Origin of the sequence: Streptomyces goshikiensis, from assembly GCF_014650555.1 — a bacterium.
GTDB classification, from domain to species: Bacteria; Actinomycetota; Actinomycetes; order Streptomycetales; family Streptomycetaceae; genus Streptomyces; species Streptomyces goshikiensis.
Map to the genome: position 1 here is coordinate 670,137 of NZ_BMVE01000002.1, position 16,767 is coordinate 686,903.

The following is a 16,767-nucleotide window of genomic DNA, read 5'->3' on the forward strand; positions in this document are numbered from 1 at the left end:
CGATCACTCCTCCGGAGGAACCATGCAGATCGCCGTACTGCTCTACGACCGTTTCACCGCGCTCGACGCGATCGGGCCCTACGAGACCCTCGGCAGGCTGCCCGGGGCCGAGGTCGTGTTCGTGGCCGAGCGGCCCGGGCCGGTGCGCAACGACGCAGGGTCGCTCGCGCTCGTCGCCGACAAGGGGCTGCACGAGGTGACGCGGCCCGACATCGTCATCGTGCCCGGCGGCCCCGCGCCGCAGGCGGAGATGGAGAACCCGGCCGTCCTCGACTGGCTGCGGGCGGTCGACGCCACCAGCACCTGGACCACCTCCGTCTGCACCGGTTCGCTGCTGCTCGCCGCCGCCGGGCTCCTCGACGGCCGCCGCGCCTCCTCGCACTGGATGTCCCTCGACCGGCTCCCCGCCTTCGGAGCCCGGCCCACCGCCGAGCGGGTGGTGTTCGACGGCAAGTACGTCACCGCCGCCGGGGTGTCCTCCGGCATCGACATGGGCCTCGCCCTCCTCGGCCGGATCGCCGGCGACGAGGTCGCGCAGACCGTGCAGCTGATGACCGAGTACGACCCCCAGCCGCCCTACGACGCCGGCTCGCCGGACAAGGCCCCGGCCGATCTCGTCGCCCGGCTGCGCGCGGTCAGCCCGCTGTAGTCCCGGCGGCGGACCCCGCCGCCGTCCACGTGAACGACGGGGTCCGCCGTTCCAGGAAGGCGGCGACACCCTCCGCGGTGTCGCCGCTCCCGGCCGCCTGCGCCGTCCAGTACGCGTCCCGGTCGGTGCGGCCGTCCGCGAACTCCTTCGCCGCCGCCTGCGTCAGCTGGGAACGCCCGGCGAGCACGCGGGAGAAGTCCGCCACCCGCTTGACCAGCTGCCCGGCCGGCAGCAGCTCGTTCAGGAACCCGGCCCGCAGCGCGTGCTCCGCGTCGATCAACTCCGCCGAGAACAGCAGGTACTTGGCCATCGCCGGGCCGACCAGCCCCGCCAGCCGCCGCGTCGAGGAGGCCGGGTAGACGATCCCGAGCCGCGCCGGGGTCACCCCGAAGGAGGCGCCCTCCTCCGCGAAGCGCAGGTCGCACGCCGCCGCCAGCTGGCTGCCGCCGCCCACGCAGAACCCGCGGATCGCGGCGATCGTGGGCTTCGGGAACGCGGCGAGGGCTTCCTCCGCGGCCACCGCCAGCGCCTGCGGGTCCTCGTCCCCGGCCAGCGAGGAGATGTCCGCCCCCGCGCAGAACGTGGGACCGGCCCCCGTCAGCACGAGCACCCGTACGGCCGGATCGGCGGCGAGCCCCGGCAGCAGTTCCGGGAGTGCGCGCCACATCGCCGCCGTCATGGCGTTCCGCTTGGCGGGGTGGGAGATGACGACGGTGGCGACCCCGTCGGCCACCGTGTGGAGGAGGGCTGCGTCCATGCGCCGGATGGTATCCCGGCCGGTGAAACCCATGATCAGGGGAGTCCGGCCGAGCGGTCACCGGGTCCCGGAGCGCTGGAAGGGGCTGGGCGGACGGACGTCTCGGCAGCCGTCGGGAGCACCCCGGAAGAGCAGGAACGGTCGAACAACTGACGCTGTCATACGCCAACGGTCAGAAAGCGTCCGATTGACGCTGAATTCTGGTCAGCGGTCCGGTCCGGACCAGGCTGTTCCCCAGTCTTGACGCGTGGAGACGATCGAGCGTGAAGACGGGGGCCGGAAGATGGATGACAGCGGGAACGTCCCGCCAGCCGAGGGGGGTGAGCCGGAGGCTCCGGCGGACCCCCTCGCGTACGAGGGAGTGTGGCGCTTCACCGCGCCCGCGGTAGAAGAATCCGTTCCGCAGGCCCGCCGCGCGGTCCGGGACCTGCTCGGCCGGCAGGGGGTGCCCGCCAACCGGGACCTCGTGTACTCCCTGCTGCTGATCGTCTCCGAACTGGTGACGAACTCGGTGCGGCACGCCGCCCTGCTCTCGCCGGAGGTCGCGGTCGAGGTCGCGATCGGCCGGGAGTGGGTACGGGTGGCCGTCGAGGACAACCACCCGTACCGCCCCAAGGCCCTGGAGGCGGACTTCGCCCAGACCGGCGGCCGGGGCCTGCTGCTGGTCCGCGAGATCACGCTGGAGGCCGGCGGGGTCTGCGACGTCGAGCACACCTCGACCGGCGGCAAGGTCATCTGGGCGGCCCTGCCGCTCACCGCCCCCGCCGCCGCCCCGACACCCGCCGTCTGACGCCGCCCGGCACTGCCCGGCGCCGCCCGAGGACCCGCTACCAGCCCGCGGCGTCCCCGGTCAGCTCGCGGATCGCGGGCCGGGCCGCGTCCAGCACCGTCATGAACCAGGCCGAGAACGGCACCTCGGCGTGCCGCTTCGCCAGCTCCTCGGCGGTGACGAACGCGGTGTCGCCGACCTCCTCCGGATCCGGCCGCAGGTCCGCCTGCGCCAGTCCCACGAACAGGTGGTTGAACTCCTGCTCCACCAGCCCCGACGCCGGGTCCGGGTGGTTGTAGCGCACCGTCCCCGCCTCCGCGAGCAGCGAGGGCGACAGCCCCAGCTCCTCGTGGGTGCGCCGGGCCGCGGCCGCGAACGGCGACTCCCCCGGGTAGGGGTGACCGCAGCAGGTGTTCGACCAGACGCCGGGGGAGTGGTACTTCCCCAGGGCACGCTGCTGGAGCAGCAGCCGCCCCTGCTCGTCGAAGAGGAACACGGAGAACGCCCGGTGCAGCAGGCCGGGCGCCTGATGGGCGGAGAGCTTCTCCGCCGTGCCGATGGTGTTGCCGGACTCGTCGACCAGTTCGAGCATGATCGGTTCTTGAGTGCCGGTGCCGGTGGACGCGCGGTTCGCGGCGGTGGCTGGTGTGGTCGGCATACCCATCCTTCGCTTCGGACTTCGGCCTTCAGTCTGCCGTACAAAAGAGGCTTGTCCCCACTTCGGAGATCCGCGCATGTCTGCCCCCCGTCGCGTGATAGGTGACGGGGGACGGACCGACTGTCGCGGTGTCAGACACCGAACGGGGCCGGATACCGGATCGTGCCCACCGGGACCGGTGCGGAATCGTCCAGCACGAGCGCCATCATCGCCTCGTCGGGCACCTCGAAGGGCGCCCGGATCCCGAACCGCGACGCCGGCACGAAACCGAAGCGCGAGTAGTACGACGGGTGGCCCAGGACCAGGACCAGCGATTCCCCGCGCTCCCTCGCGGCCGCGAGCAGGGCCCGTACGACCGAGCTCCCCGCCCCCGAGCGCTGGAGCGCCGGATCGGCGGCCACCGGGGCGAGCGCGAGCGCCGGTGCGCCGTCCACCTCGCACCGGGTCAGCAGGGCGTGCGCCGCGACCGACCCGTCCGGCCCCTCGGCCACGTAGGACAGCCCGGGCAGCCAGGAGCCGTCCGCCCGCAGCGCGTCCACGAGGTCCGCCTCCAGCGGGGTCCCGAACGCCGCGAGGTTGACGTCCCGTACGGCGGCCACGTCGGCCGCGGTCTCCGGCCGGGCCGGCCAGGCGGCGCCGCCCCCGGCGGTCACCGGCCGCAGCACGTACCCGGTGTACCCGTACTCGTGCCCGTGCCGCGACCGTACGTCGAGCTCCTCGCGGGTCGCGGCCAGCGCGGCCGCCATCGCGGGAGCCCCGGCCCCGGCCCCGGAGAGCGTCCGGACCCGCTCGGCGAGCGGGCCGTAGTACTCGTCCCAGTCGGAACCGGGCAGGTGGAAGACGCCCAGCACCCGGTACCCGGCGGCCTGGGCGGCCGCCAGGTTGCGGGCGGTGGAGCGCAGCGCGTACTGGGGGTCCCAGAAGGCGCGCGCCCCGGCGGACGGCTCCGCCGCGGTCCACTCGCACTCGGTCAGCACCAGGGTGGCGCCGGGGGCGAGCAGCGGCTTCCAGCGCGCGAGCGCGGTGTCGAAGCCGATCGTGTAGGCGGAGCCCTCCGCCCACACGAGGTCGAAGGAACCGGCCCGGCAGGGGAGCGCGCCCATGTCCGCCTCGACGGGGTGGACGCGGCCGGCGAGCCCGCGGGCCGCGGCGGCGGTACGGAGCTCGTCGAGGAACGGGCCGTACAGATCGACGGCGGTCACCTCGGCGCCGTCGCCCGCCTCCTCGGCGAGCAGCAGCGCGCTGCGGCCCGGGCCGCAGCCCAGGTCGAGGACGCGCGGCCGCTCGGGCAGGGGTCCGCACAGGGACAGCAGGTGCCGGGTGGTCGCGTCGGAGCCGGGGGCCTGCCGGGGCAGCCCGCGGTGGAGTGTGAAGAACGCCTCAGTGAAGGCTTCGGTGAAGGCCTCGGTGTACGCGGCGGTGGAGGCGTCGGTGGAACGGGTGGTGTCGGTCAACGTGAACCCTTGGGAAAAGGGGGCACCGGCCGACGGGGCCGATCGGTGTGATCAGGCCCGGCCGGGCGCCCGGAAGACGGTGGGGACGTACCGGAGTTCGCCGTGCGTGACAGCGACCACTGCGACGGTCATCAACCCACCTCTTCTCTCGATCAGGACGCACGGCCGCGTGACCCGTGCGTAACGCCGTCCACCGTAACACCCAGGCGGTTTGTGGTCCCTCGCCGTGATCGTCAATGATGATCACGGCATGCGGGCCGCCCGCCCCGAGCCCGGGAATCTTCGGCTTATCGGGGCGTAAACAGGTGGTGAACCCCCGCTTCCATTCATCCGATAGCCTCTGCCGACGTGCTGCCGCCCCACCGGGCACGCGTTCCGCGTTCGTTGCCAAGGAGTGAGTTCGTCTGCCGACCGTCATCCTCACCGGCCTGCCGGTCCCCGGATCACCCCTGGCGGACGGGCTGCGCTCGCTCGGCTTCGACGTCCGCTCCGTCGCAGGGCAGGGGCCCACCGAGAACACCGAGAACACCGCGAACACCGATGAGATCGCCGCCGCACTGGCCGGCGTACCCGCCGACCAGCGGGTCGCCGTCGTCGACAGCGAGTTCGTCGGGCACGTGCACGCGCTGCGCCTCGCGCTGACCGATCCCCGCTTCGACGCCTGCGCCGTCCCCGGCGCCCTCGCCGTCCAGCCGGCCGCCCGCGCGGCCCTGGACAAGGCCGCGGCGCTCGCGCCCGGCGGCGCGGGCCCCTACGCCGACCGGCTCGCCGCCGCCGTCGAGGCCGCCGGGACCACCGTCCAGCGCCCCGAGCTCGGCACGCTCGTCGCCACCGTCCCCGCCACCACCGCGGAGCGCGACGAGGCCGTCGCCGCCGTCGCCGCCGTGGACGACGAGGCCGTCCGGCTGCGGACCGCCGTGAAGTCCCGCGACGGCTTCTTCACCACCTTCTTCATCAGCCCGTACTCGCGCTACATCGCCCGCTGGTGCGCGCGCCGCGGCCTGACCCCGAACCAGGTCACCACCGCCTCGCTGATCACCGCGCTGATCGCGGCCGGCTGCGCCGCCACGGGCGACCGCTGGGGCTACGTCGCGGCCGGTGTGCTCCTCCTCGTCTCCTTCGTACTGGACTGCACCGACGGGCAGCTCGCCCGCTACTCGCTCCAGTACTCGACGCTGGGCGCCTGGCTCGACGCGACCTTCGACCGCGCGAAGGAGTACTCCTTCTACGCGGGCCTCGCGCTCGGCGCCGCCAGGAACGGGGACGACGTCTGGGCCCTCGCGCTCGGCTCGATGATCCTCATGACCTGCCGGCACATCGTCGACTTCGCCTTCAACGAGGCCAACCACGACGCCACCGCGAACACCAGCCCCACGGCCGCCCTGTCCGGCCGGCTCGACAGCGTCGGCTGGACGGTCTGGCTCCGGCGGATGATCATCCTCCCGATCGGTGAGCGCTGGGCGATGATCGCGGTCCTGACCGCCTTCACCACCCCGCGGATCGTCTTCTACGCCCTGCTCGTCGGCTGCGCCTTCGGCGCGCTCTACACCACCGCCGGCCGGGTGCTGCGCTCCCTGACCCGCAAGGCCACCCGGACCGACCGGGCCGCCCAGGCCCTCGCCGACCTCGCCGACTCCGCGGTGCTCGCCTGGACCGGCGGCCCGCGCCCCGGCAAGCGGCCCTCCCGCGCCGCGCTGTGGCTGGCCGCCGCCGGCACCGTGATCGTCATCGGCGAGGCCCTCAGGTCGGACTTCGGTTCCCCCTGGGTGATCGCCGCGGCGATCGGGTACGCCGGGTTCTCGGCCGCGGCGGTCTCCGCGCCCCTGAAGGGGGCCCTGGACTGGCTGGTCCCGCCCGTCTTCCGGGTCGCCGAATACGTGACCGTCCTCGTGCTCGCCGCCAAGGCGGACGTGCCGGGGGCCCTCCCCGCCGCATTCGGACTGGTCGCGGCGGTCGCCTACCATCACTACGACACGGTCTACCGCATTCGGGGTGGTTCGAGCGCACCCCCGCACTGGCTGGTGCGGACGACCGGCGGCCACGAGGGCCGGGTCCTGCTGACCGTGGTCCTGGCCGCCGTTCTCGCCCGTGACGCGTTCCCCGTCGCTCTCACGGCCCTGGCCGTGTTCGTGGCACTCGTGGTGCTCGTGGAGAGCATCCGCTTCTGGGTCTCCTCCGGAGCACCCGCCGTACATGACGAAGGAGAACCAGCATGATCGGCCTTGTCCTCGCTGCCGGTGCCGGACGCCGCCTGCGTCCCTACACCGACACCCTGCCCAAGGCCCTCGTGCCCGTCGGCCCCGAGGGCCGGGAGGACAGCCTCACCGTCCTCGACCTGACCCTGGGCAACTTCGCCGAGGTCGGCCTCACCGAGGTCGCGATCGTCGTCGGCTACCGCAAGGAAGCCGTCTACGCGCGCCGGGAGGCCCTGGAGGCCAAGTACGGCGTCAAGATCACGCTGATCGACAACGACAAGGCCGAGGAGTGGAACAACGCCTACTCCCTGTGGTGCGCGCGTGACGTCCTGGCCCGGGGCGTGATCCTCGCCAACGGCGACACCGTCCACCCGGTCTCCGTCGAGCGGACCCTGCTCGACGCCCGCGGCAACGGCCGGAAGATCATCCTCGCCCTCGACACGGTCAAGCACCTGGCCGACGAGGAGATGAAGGTCATCACCGCCGACGGCCAGGGTGTCCGCAAGATCACCAAGCTGATGGACCCGGCCACCGCGACCGGCGAGTACATCGGCGTCACCCTCATCGAGCCCGAGGCCGCCGAGCAGCTGGCCGAGGCGCTGAAGACCACCTTCGAGCGCGACCCCGACCTCTACTACGAGGACGGCTACCAGCAGCTCGTCAACGACGGCTTTACGATCGACGTGGCCCCCATCGGCGACGTCAAGTGGGTCGAGATCGACAACCACGACGACCTCGCCAAGGGCCGGACGATCGCATGCCAGTACTGACGCGGCTGATCCCCTCGCCGGTCGTCGTCGACATCAGCCGCGGGGCGATGGACGACCTGGCCGGCCTCCTGGCCGACCAGCGGATCTCCGCGTCCGGCAAGCTCGCGATCGCGATCAGCGGTGGCTCCGGCGTGGCGCTGCGCGCCAAGCTGGAGCCCGTCCTGCCGCACGCCGACTGGTACGCCGTCGTCGACGGCACGATCGACTCCGCCGTCAAGCTGGCCGACGACATAAAGGGCCGCCGCTACGACGCCGTCGTGGGCCTGGGCGGCGGCAAGATCATCGACGTCGCGAAGTACGCCGCGGCGCGGGTCGGACTGCCCATGGTGGCCGTCGCCACCAACCTCTCCCACGACGGCATCTGCTCGCCGGTGTCCATCCTGGACAACGACAACGGCCGGGGCTCCTACGGTGTCCCCACCCCGATCGCCATGGTGATCGACCTCGACGTGATCAAGGAAGCCCCGGTGCGGTTCATCCGGGCCGGCGTCGGCGACGTGATCTCCAACATTTCCGCCATCGCCGACTGGGAGCTCTCGCACCGGCTCACCGGGGAGGCCGTGGACGGCCTGGCCGCCGCCATGGCCCGTACCGCGGGCGAGTCCGTACTGCGCCACCCCGGAGGGTGCGGGGACGACGAGTTCCTCACCGTGCTCTCCGAGGCGCTCGTCCTCTCGGGCATCGCCATGTCGATCAGCGGGGACTCCCGCCCGTCGTCCGGCGCCTGCCACGAGATCAGCCACGCCTTCGACCTGCTCTACCCGGGACGCTCCGCGCTCCACGGCGAGCAGGTCGGCATCGGCGCCGCCTTCGCCATGCACCTGCGCGGGGCCACGGACCAGTCCGAGCTCTTCGCCCGGGTGCTGCGCGGCCACGGACTGCCCGTGCTGCCCGAGGAGATCGGGTTCAGCGTGGACGAGTTCGTCGCGGCCGTCGAGTACGCCCCCCAGACCCGCCCGGGACGCTTCACCATCCTGGAGCACCTCAACCTGTCAGCCGCCGAGATCAGGGACGCTTACTCCGACTATGCCAAGACCATCCGTAGCTGAACTCCGGCCCGTCGTTCACCCGCCGGGCGTCAAGGACCGGCGCAGTGGCGAGCACTGGGGCGGACGCCTCTACATGCGCGAGATCTCCCTGCGCATCACCCGCGTCCTGGTGAACACCAAGGTCACGCCCAACCAGCTGACCTACGTGATGACCCTCGCCGGCGTCCTGGCCGCCCCCGCCCTGCTGATCCCGGGCATCTGGGGCGCCGTCCTCGGCGTGGTGATGGTCCAGCTGTACCTGCTGCTGGACTGCGTCGACGGCGAGGTCGCCCGCTGGAAGAAGCAGTACTCGCTCTCCGGCGTCTACCTGGACCGGGTCGGCGCCTACCTGTGCGACGCCGCCGTCCTGGTCGGCTTCGGCCTGCGCGCCTCCGACCTGTGGGGCAGCGGCCGGATCGACTGGCTGTGGGCCTTCCTCGGCACCCTCGCGGCGCTCGGCGCGATCCTGATCAAGGCCGAGACCGACCTGGTCGGCGTCGCCCGGCACCAGACCGGGAAGGAGCCCGTCGCGGAATCCGCCGCCGAGCCCCGCTCCTCCGGCATGGCGCTCGCCCGCCGGGCCGCCGCCGCGCTCAAGTTCCACCGGCTCGTCCTCGGCATCGAGGCCTCGCTGCTGATCCTGCTGCTGGCCGTCCTGGACCAGATGCGGGGCGACCTGTTCTACTCCCGGGTCGGCGTCGCCGTCCTGGCGGGCATCGCGATGCTGCAGACGGTGCTGCACCTGGTGTCGATCCTGGCGTCGAGCAGGCTCAAGTGACGACGGCGATGCGGCTGGGCGCCGTGATCATCACCATGGGCAACCGTCCCGACGAGCTCAAGGCGCTCCTCGACTCGGTGGCCCGCCAGCAGGGCGACCCCGTCGAGGTGGTCGTCGTGGGCCAGGGCGTGAAGGTCACCGGCCTGCCCGAGGGCGTGCGCAGCGTCGAGCTGCCCGAGAACCTGGGCATCCCCGGCGGCCGCAACGTCGGCATCGAGGCCTTCGGCCCCGGTGGCGCCGATGTGGACGCCCTGCTGTTCCTGGACGACGACGGGCTGCTGGAGCGCACCGACACCGCCGAGCTGTGCCGGCAGGCCTTCGCGGAGGACTCCCGGCTCGGGATCGTCAGCTTCCGGATCGCCGATCCGGACACGGGCGAGACCCAGCGCCGGCACGTGCCCCGGCTGCGTGCCGACGACCCGATGCGCTCCTCCCGCGTGACCACCTTCCTGGGCGGCGCGAACGCCGTCCGCACGAAGGTGTTCGAGCAGGTCGGGGACCTGCCCGGGGAGTTCTTCTACGCCCACGAGGAGACCGACCTGGCCTGGCGGGCGCTCGACGCCGGGTGGCTGATCGACTACCGCGCGGACATGGTGCTGCTGCACCCGACCACGGCCCCGTCCCGGCACGCCGTCTATCACCGTATGGTGGCAAGGAACCGGGTGTGGCTGGCCCGCCGGAACCTGCCGGCCGCGCTGGTCCCGGTCTACCTGGGCGTCTGGCTGCTGCTGACGCTCGTACGCAGACCCTCGCTGCCCGCGCTCAAGGCCTGGTTCGGCGGGTTCAAGGAGGGATGGACGACCCCCTGCGGTCCCCGGCGCCCCATGAAGTGGCGTACGGTCTGGCGGCTGACCCGGCTCGGCCGCCCGCCTGTCATCTGACAAGCTCTCGTCTGGGAGCATGGCCCCGATCGCGGGTCCCGTGCTCTCAGGCCCGTTCCACTTCTGCCGCATCTTGAAGACGGAAAGTTTCAACTTGTGAGTGACACAACCCACGACGGCGCCCTCGCCACGAGCAGGCCGCTGTCCGAAGACGCGGGACTGAGCCCGGCGGAACTCGCCGGGAAGTACGGCCTGTCCGTCAGCGGCGCCCGGCCGCGCCTGGGCGAGTACGTGCGGCAGCTCTGGGGCCGGCGCCACTTCATCATGGCCTTCTCCCGGGCCAAGCTGGTCGCTCAGTACAGCCAGGCGAAGCTCGGCCAGATCTGGCAGGTGGCGACCCCGCTGCTGAACGCGCTGGTCTACTACCTGATCTTCGGGCTCATCCTGAACGCGGGCCGCGGCATGGAGAAGGGGGTGTACATCCCCTTCCTGGTGATGGGCATCTTCGTCTTCACCTTCACCCAGAACTCGCTGATGGCGGGCGTGCGGGCGATCCCGGGCAACCTCGGCCTGGTGCGGGCCCTGCACTTCCCCCGGGCCTCGCTGCCGATCTCGTTCTCGATGCAGCAGCTCCAGCAGCTGCTGTACTCGATGATCGTGGTCTTCGCCGTCGCGATCGCCTTCGGGAACTACCCGAGCCCGTCCTGGCTTCTGGTGATCCCGACGCTGGTGCTCCAGTTCGTCTTCAACACCGGCCTCGCGCTGGCCTTCGCGCGGGCGGGCGCCAAGACGCCCGACCTCGCGCAGCTGATGCCCTTCCTCACGCGCACGTGGATGTACGCCTCGGGCGTCATGTTCTCGATCAGCGAGATGCTGAAGGGCAAGCCGGCATGGATCGCGGACGTGCTCCAGTGGAACCCGGCGGCGATCTACATGGACCTGGTCCGCTTCGCGCTGATCGACGACTACGGCGCGAAGAACCTCCCGCCGCACGTCTGGGGCTTCGCCGTCGGCTGGGCCGTGGTGATCGGAATCGGCGGATTCGTGTACTTCTGGAAGGCTGAGGAGCGTTACGGCCGTGGCTGAGATCGCACAGAGCAAGGTCCCCACCGTCATCGCCGACGACGTCCACATCGTCTACCGCGTCAACACGGGCAGCTCCGGCAAGGGCAGCGCCACCGCGGCGCTGAGCAAGATAATGCGCCGCGGCAAGGGCGACGCCCCGGGCGTGCGCAAGGTGCACGCCGTGCGCGGTGTCAGCTTCACGGCGTACCGGGGCGAGGCCATCGGCCTCATCGGCTCCAACGGCTCCGGCAAGTCCACCCTGCTCCGTGCCATCGCGGGCCTGCTGCCCTGCGAGTCCGGCAAGGTGTACACCGACGGCCAGCCCTCGCTGCTGGGCGTCAACGCGGCGTTGATGAACGATCTGACCGGTGAGCGCAACGTCGTCCTCGGTGGTCTCGCGATGGGCATGACCCGCGAGCAGATCAAGGAGCGCTATCAGGACATCGTCGATTTCTCGGGCATCAACGAGAAGGGGGACTTCATCTCCCTTCCGATGCGCACGTACTCCTCGGGCATGGCCGCGCGGCTCCGTTTCTCCATCGCGGCCGCCAAGGACCACGACGTCCTCATGATCGACGAGGCCTTGGCCACCGGTGACCGGAAGTTCCAGGTCCGCTCCGAGGCCCGTATTCGCGAGCTGCGCGAGAAGGCCGGCAGCGTCTTCCTGGTGAGCCACAACAACAAGTCCATCCGCGACACCTGCGACCGGGTGCTGTGGCTGGAACGCGGCGAGCTCGTGATGGACGGTCCGACCGACGAGGTCGTGCGCGCCTACGAGAAGCACACCAGCGCCTGACCGGCGGCTTCCGGCCACGGCCCGCAGAGGCCCCCGCCGCACCCGTGCGGCGGGGGCCTTCGCATGCCGGGGGCTCGGACGAACGCGCATTCGGCGGGGTCGCGCACGACATTCAGTAGCGGAGCGAATACCCCTTGGGGCCCGGCGACGTTGTACAGCGTAAGCTGGAGCGATCCTGTATCGCGGCAAGAGTGGACGATTCACCGCAGGTGAAATGGCCTGAAGTACCCCGGGGAAAGTCGGGCGGCGTGTCCGAAATAGGATGACTTGGGTCGGCAGTGTAGAACGGGAGATGTGACGGCAATGGCTACGGGAATTCTCCGGCCCCCAGGCTTTATGGCCGTCCCCGCCCCGGGCGGCGGGCGGTGACCCCGGAGCACGGCATCCGGCCCGCGTCGCAGGCGACCCACACCCGCGCCACCCTCGACAAGGCCGCCGCGGAGAATTTCCCGGTCGCTCCCTTCTTCCTTCCCCGCGCCTGGCGCGAGGGCCTCACGGCGGTCTACGGATACGCCCGGCTGGTCGATGACATCGGCGACGGCGACCTCGCCCCGGGCGGCCGCGACGCCGTCCTCCTCGGCCTCGACCCCGCCGCCGTGGACGACCGGCTCGCCATGCTCGACGCCTTCGAGGCCGACCTGCTGCGCGTCTTCGGCGGCGCCGACGGCCCGCCCCGCCACCCCCTGCTGCTGGCCCTGCGGCCCGTCGTCCGCGACCACGGCCTCACCCCCGAGCCCTTCCTCGGGCTGATCGAGGCCAACCGCCAGGACCAGCGGGTGACCCGCTACGAGACGTACGAGGACCTCCTCGCGTACTGCGAGCTGTCCGCGAACCCCGTGGGCCGCCTCGTGCTCTCCCTCACCGGGACCAGCACCCCCGAGCGGATCCGCCGCTCCGACGCCGTCTGCACCGCCCTGCAGATCGCCGAGCACCTCCAGGACGTCGCCGAAGACCTCGGACGGGACCGGATCTACCTCCCCGGCCAGGACATGCGACGCTTCCACGTGACCGAAACCGATCTGAAGGCCCCGACCGCCGGCGCGTCCGTACGCGCCCTGGTCGCCTTCGAGGCCGAGCGCGCGCGCGAGCTCCTCGGCGAAGGCACCCCGCTCGTGGGCAGCGTGCACGGCCGGCTCCGGCTGCTGCTCGCGGGCTTCGTGGGAGGAGGGCGCGCCGCGCTGCGCGCCGTCGGCGCCGCCGGGTTCGACGTGCTTCCCGGCCCGCCCAAGCCCACCAAGACCGGCCTGCTCCGCGAGGTGGCCACCGTCCTGCGCACAGCGCCGAGAAAGGGGTGAGCCCGACCGTGGAGGGCCCCACACACGCGTCCGCACCGTCCGCGACGGCGGTGCTGTCCGCACCGATTTCCGCGGCCTACAGCTACTGCGAGGCCGTCACCGGCGCGCAGGCGCGCAACTTCGCGTACGGCATCCGGCTGCTGCCCACGGACAAGCGGCACGCCATGTCCGCGCTGTACGCCTTCTCCCGGCGGGTCGACGACATCGGCGACGGCACGCTGGCGCCCGAGGCCAAACTGACCCGGCTGGAGGAGACCCGCGCGCTGCTCGGCCGGATCCGCGCCGAGGACATCGACGAGGACGACACCGACCCGGTCGCCGTCGCCCTCGCACACGCCGCGCGCCGCTTCCCGATCCCCCTCGAAGGACTCGACGAGCTCATCGACGGGGTCCTCATGGACGTCCGCGGCGAGACCTACGAGACCTGGGACGACCTCAAGGAATACTGCCGCTGCGTCGCCGGGGCCATCGGCCGGCTCTCCCTCGGCGTGTTCGGGACGGTGAACTCCGGGAGCCTGGCCCCCGCCGACGCCGCGCGCGCCGACGAGTACGCCGACACCCTCGGCCTCGCCCTGCAACTCACCAACATCCTGCGCGACGTCCGCGAGGACGCGGCCAACGGGCGCACCTACCTGCCCGCCGAGGACCTCGCCAAATTCGGCTGCTCCGAAGGCTTCCACAGCGACCGCGCCCCGGCCGGCGCCGACTTCGCAGGGCTCGTCCACCACGAAGTCCGCCGCGCCCGGGCCCTGTTCGTCGAGGGCTACCGGCTGCTGCCCATGCTCGACCGCCGCAGCGGTGCCTGCGTCGCCGCCATGGCCGGGATCTACCGGCGCCTCCTGGACCGCATCGAGCGCGAGCCCGAGGCCGTGCTGCGCGGCCGCGTCTCGCTGCCGACGCACGAGAAGGCGTACGTCGCCGTCCGCGGCCTCTCCGGCCTCGACGCGCGCACCATCTCGCGCCAGAGCACCCGGAGGCGTGCCTGATGCCCCAGCCTGCCCCGTCCGCCGCGCCCGCGACGGCGCCGCGGACCCCCGGACGCGCCGCGCACCGCGGGGACGCAACCACCACCGGTGCCCGCGCGTCCCACCCGGAGGGCGCCGGACCCGGCGCGGCCGGCCGCCACACCACCGGGGAGGGCGCATGAGCGGCAGCGACCAGCGCGCCGTGGTCGTCGGCGGCGGGCTCGCCGGGGTCACCGCCGCGCTCGAACTCGCCGACGCCGGGCTGCGGGTCACCCTCCTCGAAAGCCGCCCGCGCCTCGGCGGCCTCGCCTTCTCCTTCAAGCGCGGCGACCTCACCGTGGACAACGGCCAGCACGTCTACCTGCGCTGCTGCACCGCCTACCGGTGGTTCCTCGACCGCATCGGGGGCGCCGCCCTCGCCCCCCTCCAGGACCGCCTCGACGTCCCCGTGCTCGACGTCGCCCACCCCGCCGGGCCCCGGCTGGGCCGGCTGCGCCGCAGCGCCCTGCCCGTACCGCTGCACCTGGCCGCCTCCCTGGCCCGCTACCCGCACCTCTCGCTCGCCGAGCGGGCGAGCGTCGGGCGCGCCGCCCTCGCGCTGCGCCGCCTCGACCCCGCCGACCCGGCCCTCGACGGCCTGGACTTCGCCACCTGGCTCGGCCGCCACGGCCAGAGCCCGCGCACCATCGAGGCCCTGTGGGACCTCGTCGGCATCGCCACCCTCAACGCCACCGCCGGCCAGTCCTCGCTGGGCCTGGCCGCCATGGTCTTCAAGACCGGCCTGCTCTCCGAGAACGGCGCCGCCGACATCGGCTGGGCCACCGTCCCCCTTGGCGACCTGCACGACACCCTGGCGCGCGAGCGGCTCGACGCCGCCGGCGTCCGCACCGAACTGCGCACCAAGGTCACCGGCATCTCCCGTACGGAAGACGGCGGCTGGCGCGTCGACACCGAGGACGAGTCCCTCGACGCGGGCACCGTCGTCCTGGCCGTCCCGCAGCGCGAGGCCCACGGACTGCTCCCGGCCGGCGCCCTCGCCGACCCCGACAAGCTCCTCGACATCGACACCGCGCCCATCCTCAACGTCCACGTCGTCTACGACCGCAAGGTGCTCAAGCGGCCCTTCTTCGCCGCGCTCGGCTCCCCGGTCCAGTGGGTCTTCGACCGCACCGACGCCTCCGGACTCACCGACGGCGGCCAGTACCTGGCCCTGTCCCAGTCCGCCGCCCAGGACGACATCGACGAGCCCGTCTCCGTCCTGCGGACCAAGTACCTGCCCGAACTGGAGCGGCTGCTGCCGGCCGCGCGCGGCGCGAAGGTACGGGACTTCTTCGTCACCCGGGAGCGGACCGCCACCTTCGCCCCCACCCCCGGCGTCGGCCGGCTGCGCCCCGGCGCCCGGACCGACACGCCGGGGCTCTATCTGGCCGGTGCGTGGACCGCCACCGGTTGGCCCGCGACCATGGAGGGCGCCGTCCGGAGCGGAGTGAGCGCGGCCCACGCCGCGCTCGCCGCTCTCGGCCGCCACCGCGACCACCCCCTGCAGGAGGCGGCATGACGACCGTCAGCACCACCACCGCCACCGGCACAGCACGCTCAGCACGTACAGGAACCAGAGGAGAGCCAGTGAACCCGGGGAATCCGGCTGTCGAGAACACGGCTGCCAGTGTGGGCACGGCCGGCGGGGAGAAGGCGGACACGCTCGCCCTCCTGGAGCGCGGCCGCACGCTGTCGACGCCCGTGCTCCGCGCCGCCGTAGACCGGCTCGCGGCGCCCATGGACACCGTCGCCGCCTACCACTTCGGCTGGATCGACGCCCAGGGCAACCCGGCGGACGGCGACGGCGGCAAGGCCGTGCGCCCCGCCCTCGCACTGCTCTCCGCCGAGGCGGCGGGCGCCGCGGCCGAGGTGGGCGTTCCGGGCGCCGTCGCGGTCGAGCTCGTGCACAACTTCTCGCTGCTGCACGACGACCTGATGGACGGCGACGAGCAGCGCCGCCACCGCGACACGGTGTGGAAGGTGCACGGCCCCGCCCAGGCGATTCTCGTCGGCGACGCCCTGTTCGCCCTCGCCAACGAGGTGCTGCTGGAGCTCGGCACCGTCGAGGCCGGCCGCGCGGCCCGCCGCCTGACCACCGCCACCCGCAAGCTGATCGACGGCCAGGCGCAGGACATCTCCTACGAGCACCGCGAGCGCGTCAGCGTCGAGGAGTGCCTGGAGATGGAGGGCAACAAGACCGGCGCGCTGCTCGCCTGCGCGGTCTCCATCGGCGCCGTCCTCGGCGGCGCCGACGACCGTACGGCCGACAAGCTGGAGGAGTACGGCTACCACCTCGGCCTCGCCTTCCAGGCCGTCGACGACCTGCTCGGCATCTGGGGCGACCCGGAGGCCACCGGCAAGCAGACCTGGAGCGACCTGCGCCAGCGCAAGAAGTCCCTCCCCGTCGTCGCCGCGCTCGCCGCCGGCGGGCCCGCCTGCGAGGAGCTCGGCCGGCTCCTCGCCGCCGACGCCAAGAGCAACGACTTCGAGAACTTCTCCGAGGAGGAGTTCGCGGCCCGCGCCGCCCTCATCGAGGCGGCCGGCGGCCGGGAGTGGACCGCCGAGGAGGCGCGCCGCCAGCACGCGATCGCCATCCGCGCGCTGGACGACGTCGACATGCCCCAGCGGGTGCGCGAGCAGCTCGTCGCCCTCGCCGACTTCGTCGTCGTGCGCAAGAGGTGATCGCCACCCGAGCCCGGATATGACTCGCGAGTCGCCGGCCGGCGCC

General features: G+C 72.6%; 17 protein-coding genes. 13 read left to right on the forward strand and 4 right to left on the reverse strand.

Annotation, left to right across the window (positions count from 1 at the left end; all coding sequences use genetic code 11):
• Positions 1 to 22: 22 nt before the first annotated feature.
• Positions 23 to 649 (forward strand): DJ-1/PfpI family protein, encoded by a 627-nt coding sequence (locus IE248_RS08250; protein ID WP_037798553.1) that lies wholly within the window; start codon positions 23 to 25, stop codon positions 647 to 649.
• Here the strand turns inward: IE248_RS08250 and IE248_RS08255 are convergent.
• A complete protein-coding gene (locus IE248_RS08255; protein ID WP_190030297.1) occupies positions 636 to 1,406 on the reverse strand; it encodes an enoyl-CoA hydratase/isomerase family protein in 771 nt (256 codons plus the stop codon). The genes IE248_RS08250 and IE248_RS08255 overlap by 14 nt on opposite strands.
• A gap of 283 nt (positions 1,407 to 1,689) precedes the next feature.
• Here IE248_RS08255 and IE248_RS08260 point away from each other — a divergent pair, with 283 nt between their 5' ends.
• Positions 1,690 to 2,196: an ATP-binding protein gene (locus IE248_RS08260; RefSeq protein WP_047961145.1), complete on the forward strand. Its 507-nt coding sequence runs from the start codon at positions 1,690 to 1,692 to the stop codon at positions 2,194 to 2,196.
• Positions 2,197 to 2,233: 37 nt separating this feature from the next.
• On the opposite strand, the gene idi is transcribed toward IE248_RS08260, so the two are convergent.
• The 3 genes from idi to IE248_RS37235 form a co-directional block, all read right to left on the reverse strand.
• On the reverse strand, positions 2,234 to 2,833 hold the full coding sequence (gene idi, locus IE248_RS08265; protein WP_037798562.1) for an isopentenyl-diphosphate Delta-isomerase: 600 nt from the start codon (positions 2,831 to 2,833) through the stop codon (positions 2,234 to 2,236).
• A 131-nt stretch (positions 2,834 to 2,964) separates the two neighbouring features.
• Positions 2,965 to 4,188 (reverse strand): bifunctional class I SAM-dependent methyltransferase/N-acetyltransferase, encoded by a 1,224-nt coding sequence (locus IE248_RS08270; protein WP_229895228.1) that lies wholly within the window; start codon positions 4,186 to 4,188, stop codon positions 2,965 to 2,967.
• 542 nt (positions 4,189 to 4,730) lie between these two features.
• Positions 4,731 to 4,910, reverse strand: coding sequence for a hypothetical protein (locus tag IE248_RS37235; RefSeq protein WP_229895178.1), 180 nt, complete (start codon positions 4,908 to 4,910; stop codon positions 4,731 to 4,733).
• Between IE248_RS37235 and IE248_RS08275 the strand changes: the two genes are divergently transcribed.
• From IE248_RS08275 to IE248_RS08325, 11 genes are all read left to right on the forward strand, one after another.
• Complete coding sequence (locus IE248_RS08275) at positions 4,905 to 6,503, forward strand: DUF5941 domain-containing protein (RefSeq protein WP_229895179.1); 1,599 nt, start codon at positions 4,905 to 4,907, stop codon at positions 6,501 to 6,503. The genes IE248_RS37235 and IE248_RS08275 overlap by 6 nt on opposite strands.
• Positions 6,500 to 7,252, forward strand: coding sequence for a phosphocholine cytidylyltransferase family protein (locus IE248_RS08280; RefSeq protein WP_008742788.1), 753 nt, complete (start codon positions 6,500 to 6,502; stop codon positions 7,250 to 7,252). The genes IE248_RS08275 and IE248_RS08280 overlap by 4 nt, the downstream gene beginning before the upstream one ends.
• Positions 7,240 to 8,301, forward strand: coding sequence for an iron-containing alcohol dehydrogenase family protein (locus IE248_RS08285; protein ID WP_037794404.1), 1,062 nt, complete (start codon positions 7,240 to 7,242; stop codon positions 8,299 to 8,301). Before IE248_RS08280 ends, IE248_RS08285 begins: the two co-directional genes overlap by 13 nt.
• Positions 8,279 to 9,058 (forward strand): CDP-alcohol phosphatidyltransferase family protein, encoded by a 780-nt coding sequence (locus IE248_RS08290; protein ID WP_190030299.1) that lies wholly within the window; start codon positions 8,279 to 8,281, stop codon positions 9,056 to 9,058. The genes IE248_RS08285 and IE248_RS08290 overlap by 23 nt, the downstream gene beginning before the upstream one ends.
• Positions 9,059 to 9,066: 8 nt before the next feature.
• Positions 9,067 to 9,939, forward strand: a complete 873-nt coding sequence (locus tag IE248_RS08295) for a glycosyltransferase family 2 protein (RefSeq protein WP_037794420.1) — start codon at positions 9,067 to 9,069, stop codon at positions 9,937 to 9,939.
• 96 nt (positions 9,940 to 10,035) lie between these two features.
• Complete coding sequence (locus IE248_RS08300) at positions 10,036 to 10,965, forward strand: ABC transporter permease (RefSeq protein ID WP_008742784.1); 930 nt, start codon at positions 10,036 to 10,038, stop codon at positions 10,963 to 10,965.
• Positions 10,958 to 11,740 (forward strand): ABC transporter ATP-binding protein, encoded by a 783-nt coding sequence (locus IE248_RS08305; RefSeq protein WP_008742783.1) that lies wholly within the window; start codon positions 10,958 to 10,960, stop codon positions 11,738 to 11,740. Before IE248_RS08300 ends, IE248_RS08305 begins: the two co-directional genes overlap by 8 nt.
• Before the next feature lie 365 nt (positions 11,741 to 12,105).
• Complete coding sequence (gene hpnC, locus IE248_RS08310; protein WP_008742782.1) at positions 12,106 to 13,035, forward strand: squalene synthase HpnC; 930 nt, start codon at positions 12,106 to 12,108, stop codon at positions 13,033 to 13,035.
• Positions 13,032 to 14,021, forward strand: coding sequence for a presqualene diphosphate synthase HpnD (gene hpnD / locus IE248_RS08315; RefSeq protein ID WP_373301489.1), 990 nt, complete (start codon positions 13,032 to 13,034; stop codon positions 14,019 to 14,021). The genes hpnC and hpnD overlap by 4 nt, the downstream gene beginning before the upstream one ends.
• A gap of 157 nt (positions 14,022 to 14,178) precedes the next feature.
• A complete protein-coding gene (gene hpnE, locus IE248_RS08320; protein WP_100580306.1) occupies positions 14,179 to 15,558 on the forward strand; it encodes a hydroxysqualene dehydroxylase HpnE in 1,380 nt (459 codons plus the stop codon).
• Between the two features lie 68 nt (positions 15,559 to 15,626).
• Positions 15,627 to 16,721: a polyprenyl synthetase family protein gene (locus IE248_RS08325; protein ID WP_008742779.1), complete on the forward strand. Its 1,095-nt coding sequence runs from the start codon at positions 15,627 to 15,629 to the stop codon at positions 16,719 to 16,721.
• The last annotated feature ends 46 nt before the right edge of the window (positions 16,722 to 16,767 follow it).

Bases quoted from the DNA above. Each gene is read 5' to 3' on its own strand.
- IE248_RS08250 (WP_037798553.1), top strand. From the start codon at position 23: ATGCAGATCGCCGTACTGCTCTACGACCGTTTCACCGCGCTCGACGCG.
- IE248_RS08255 (WP_190030297.1), bottom strand. From the start codon at position 1,406: ATGGACGCAGCCCTCCTCCACACGGTGGCCGACGGGGTCGCCACCGTC.
- IE248_RS08260 (WP_047961145.1), top strand. From the start codon at position 1,690: ATGGATGACAGCGGGAACGTCCCGCCAGCCGAGGGGGGTGAGCCGGAG.
- idi (WP_037798562.1), bottom strand. From the start codon at position 2,833: ATGCCGACCACACCAGCCACCGCCGCGAACCGCGCGTCCACCGGCACC.
- IE248_RS08280 (WP_008742788.1), top strand. From the start codon at position 6,500: ATGATCGGCCTTGTCCTCGCTGCCGGTGCCGGACGCCGCCTGCGTCCC.
- IE248_RS08285 (WP_037794404.1), top strand. From the start codon at position 7,240: ATGCCAGTACTGACGCGGCTGATCCCCTCGCCGGTCGTCGTCGACATC.
- IE248_RS08290 (WP_190030299.1), top strand. From the start codon at position 8,279: ATGCCAAGACCATCCGTAGCTGAACTCCGGCCCGTCGTTCACCCGCCG.
- IE248_RS08295 (WP_037794420.1), top strand. From the start codon at position 9,067: ATGCGGCTGGGCGCCGTGATCATCACCATGGGCAACCGTCCCGACGAG.
- hpnE (WP_100580306.1), top strand. From the start codon at position 14,179: ATGAGCGGCAGCGACCAGCGCGCCGTGGTCGTCGGCGGCGGGCTCGCC.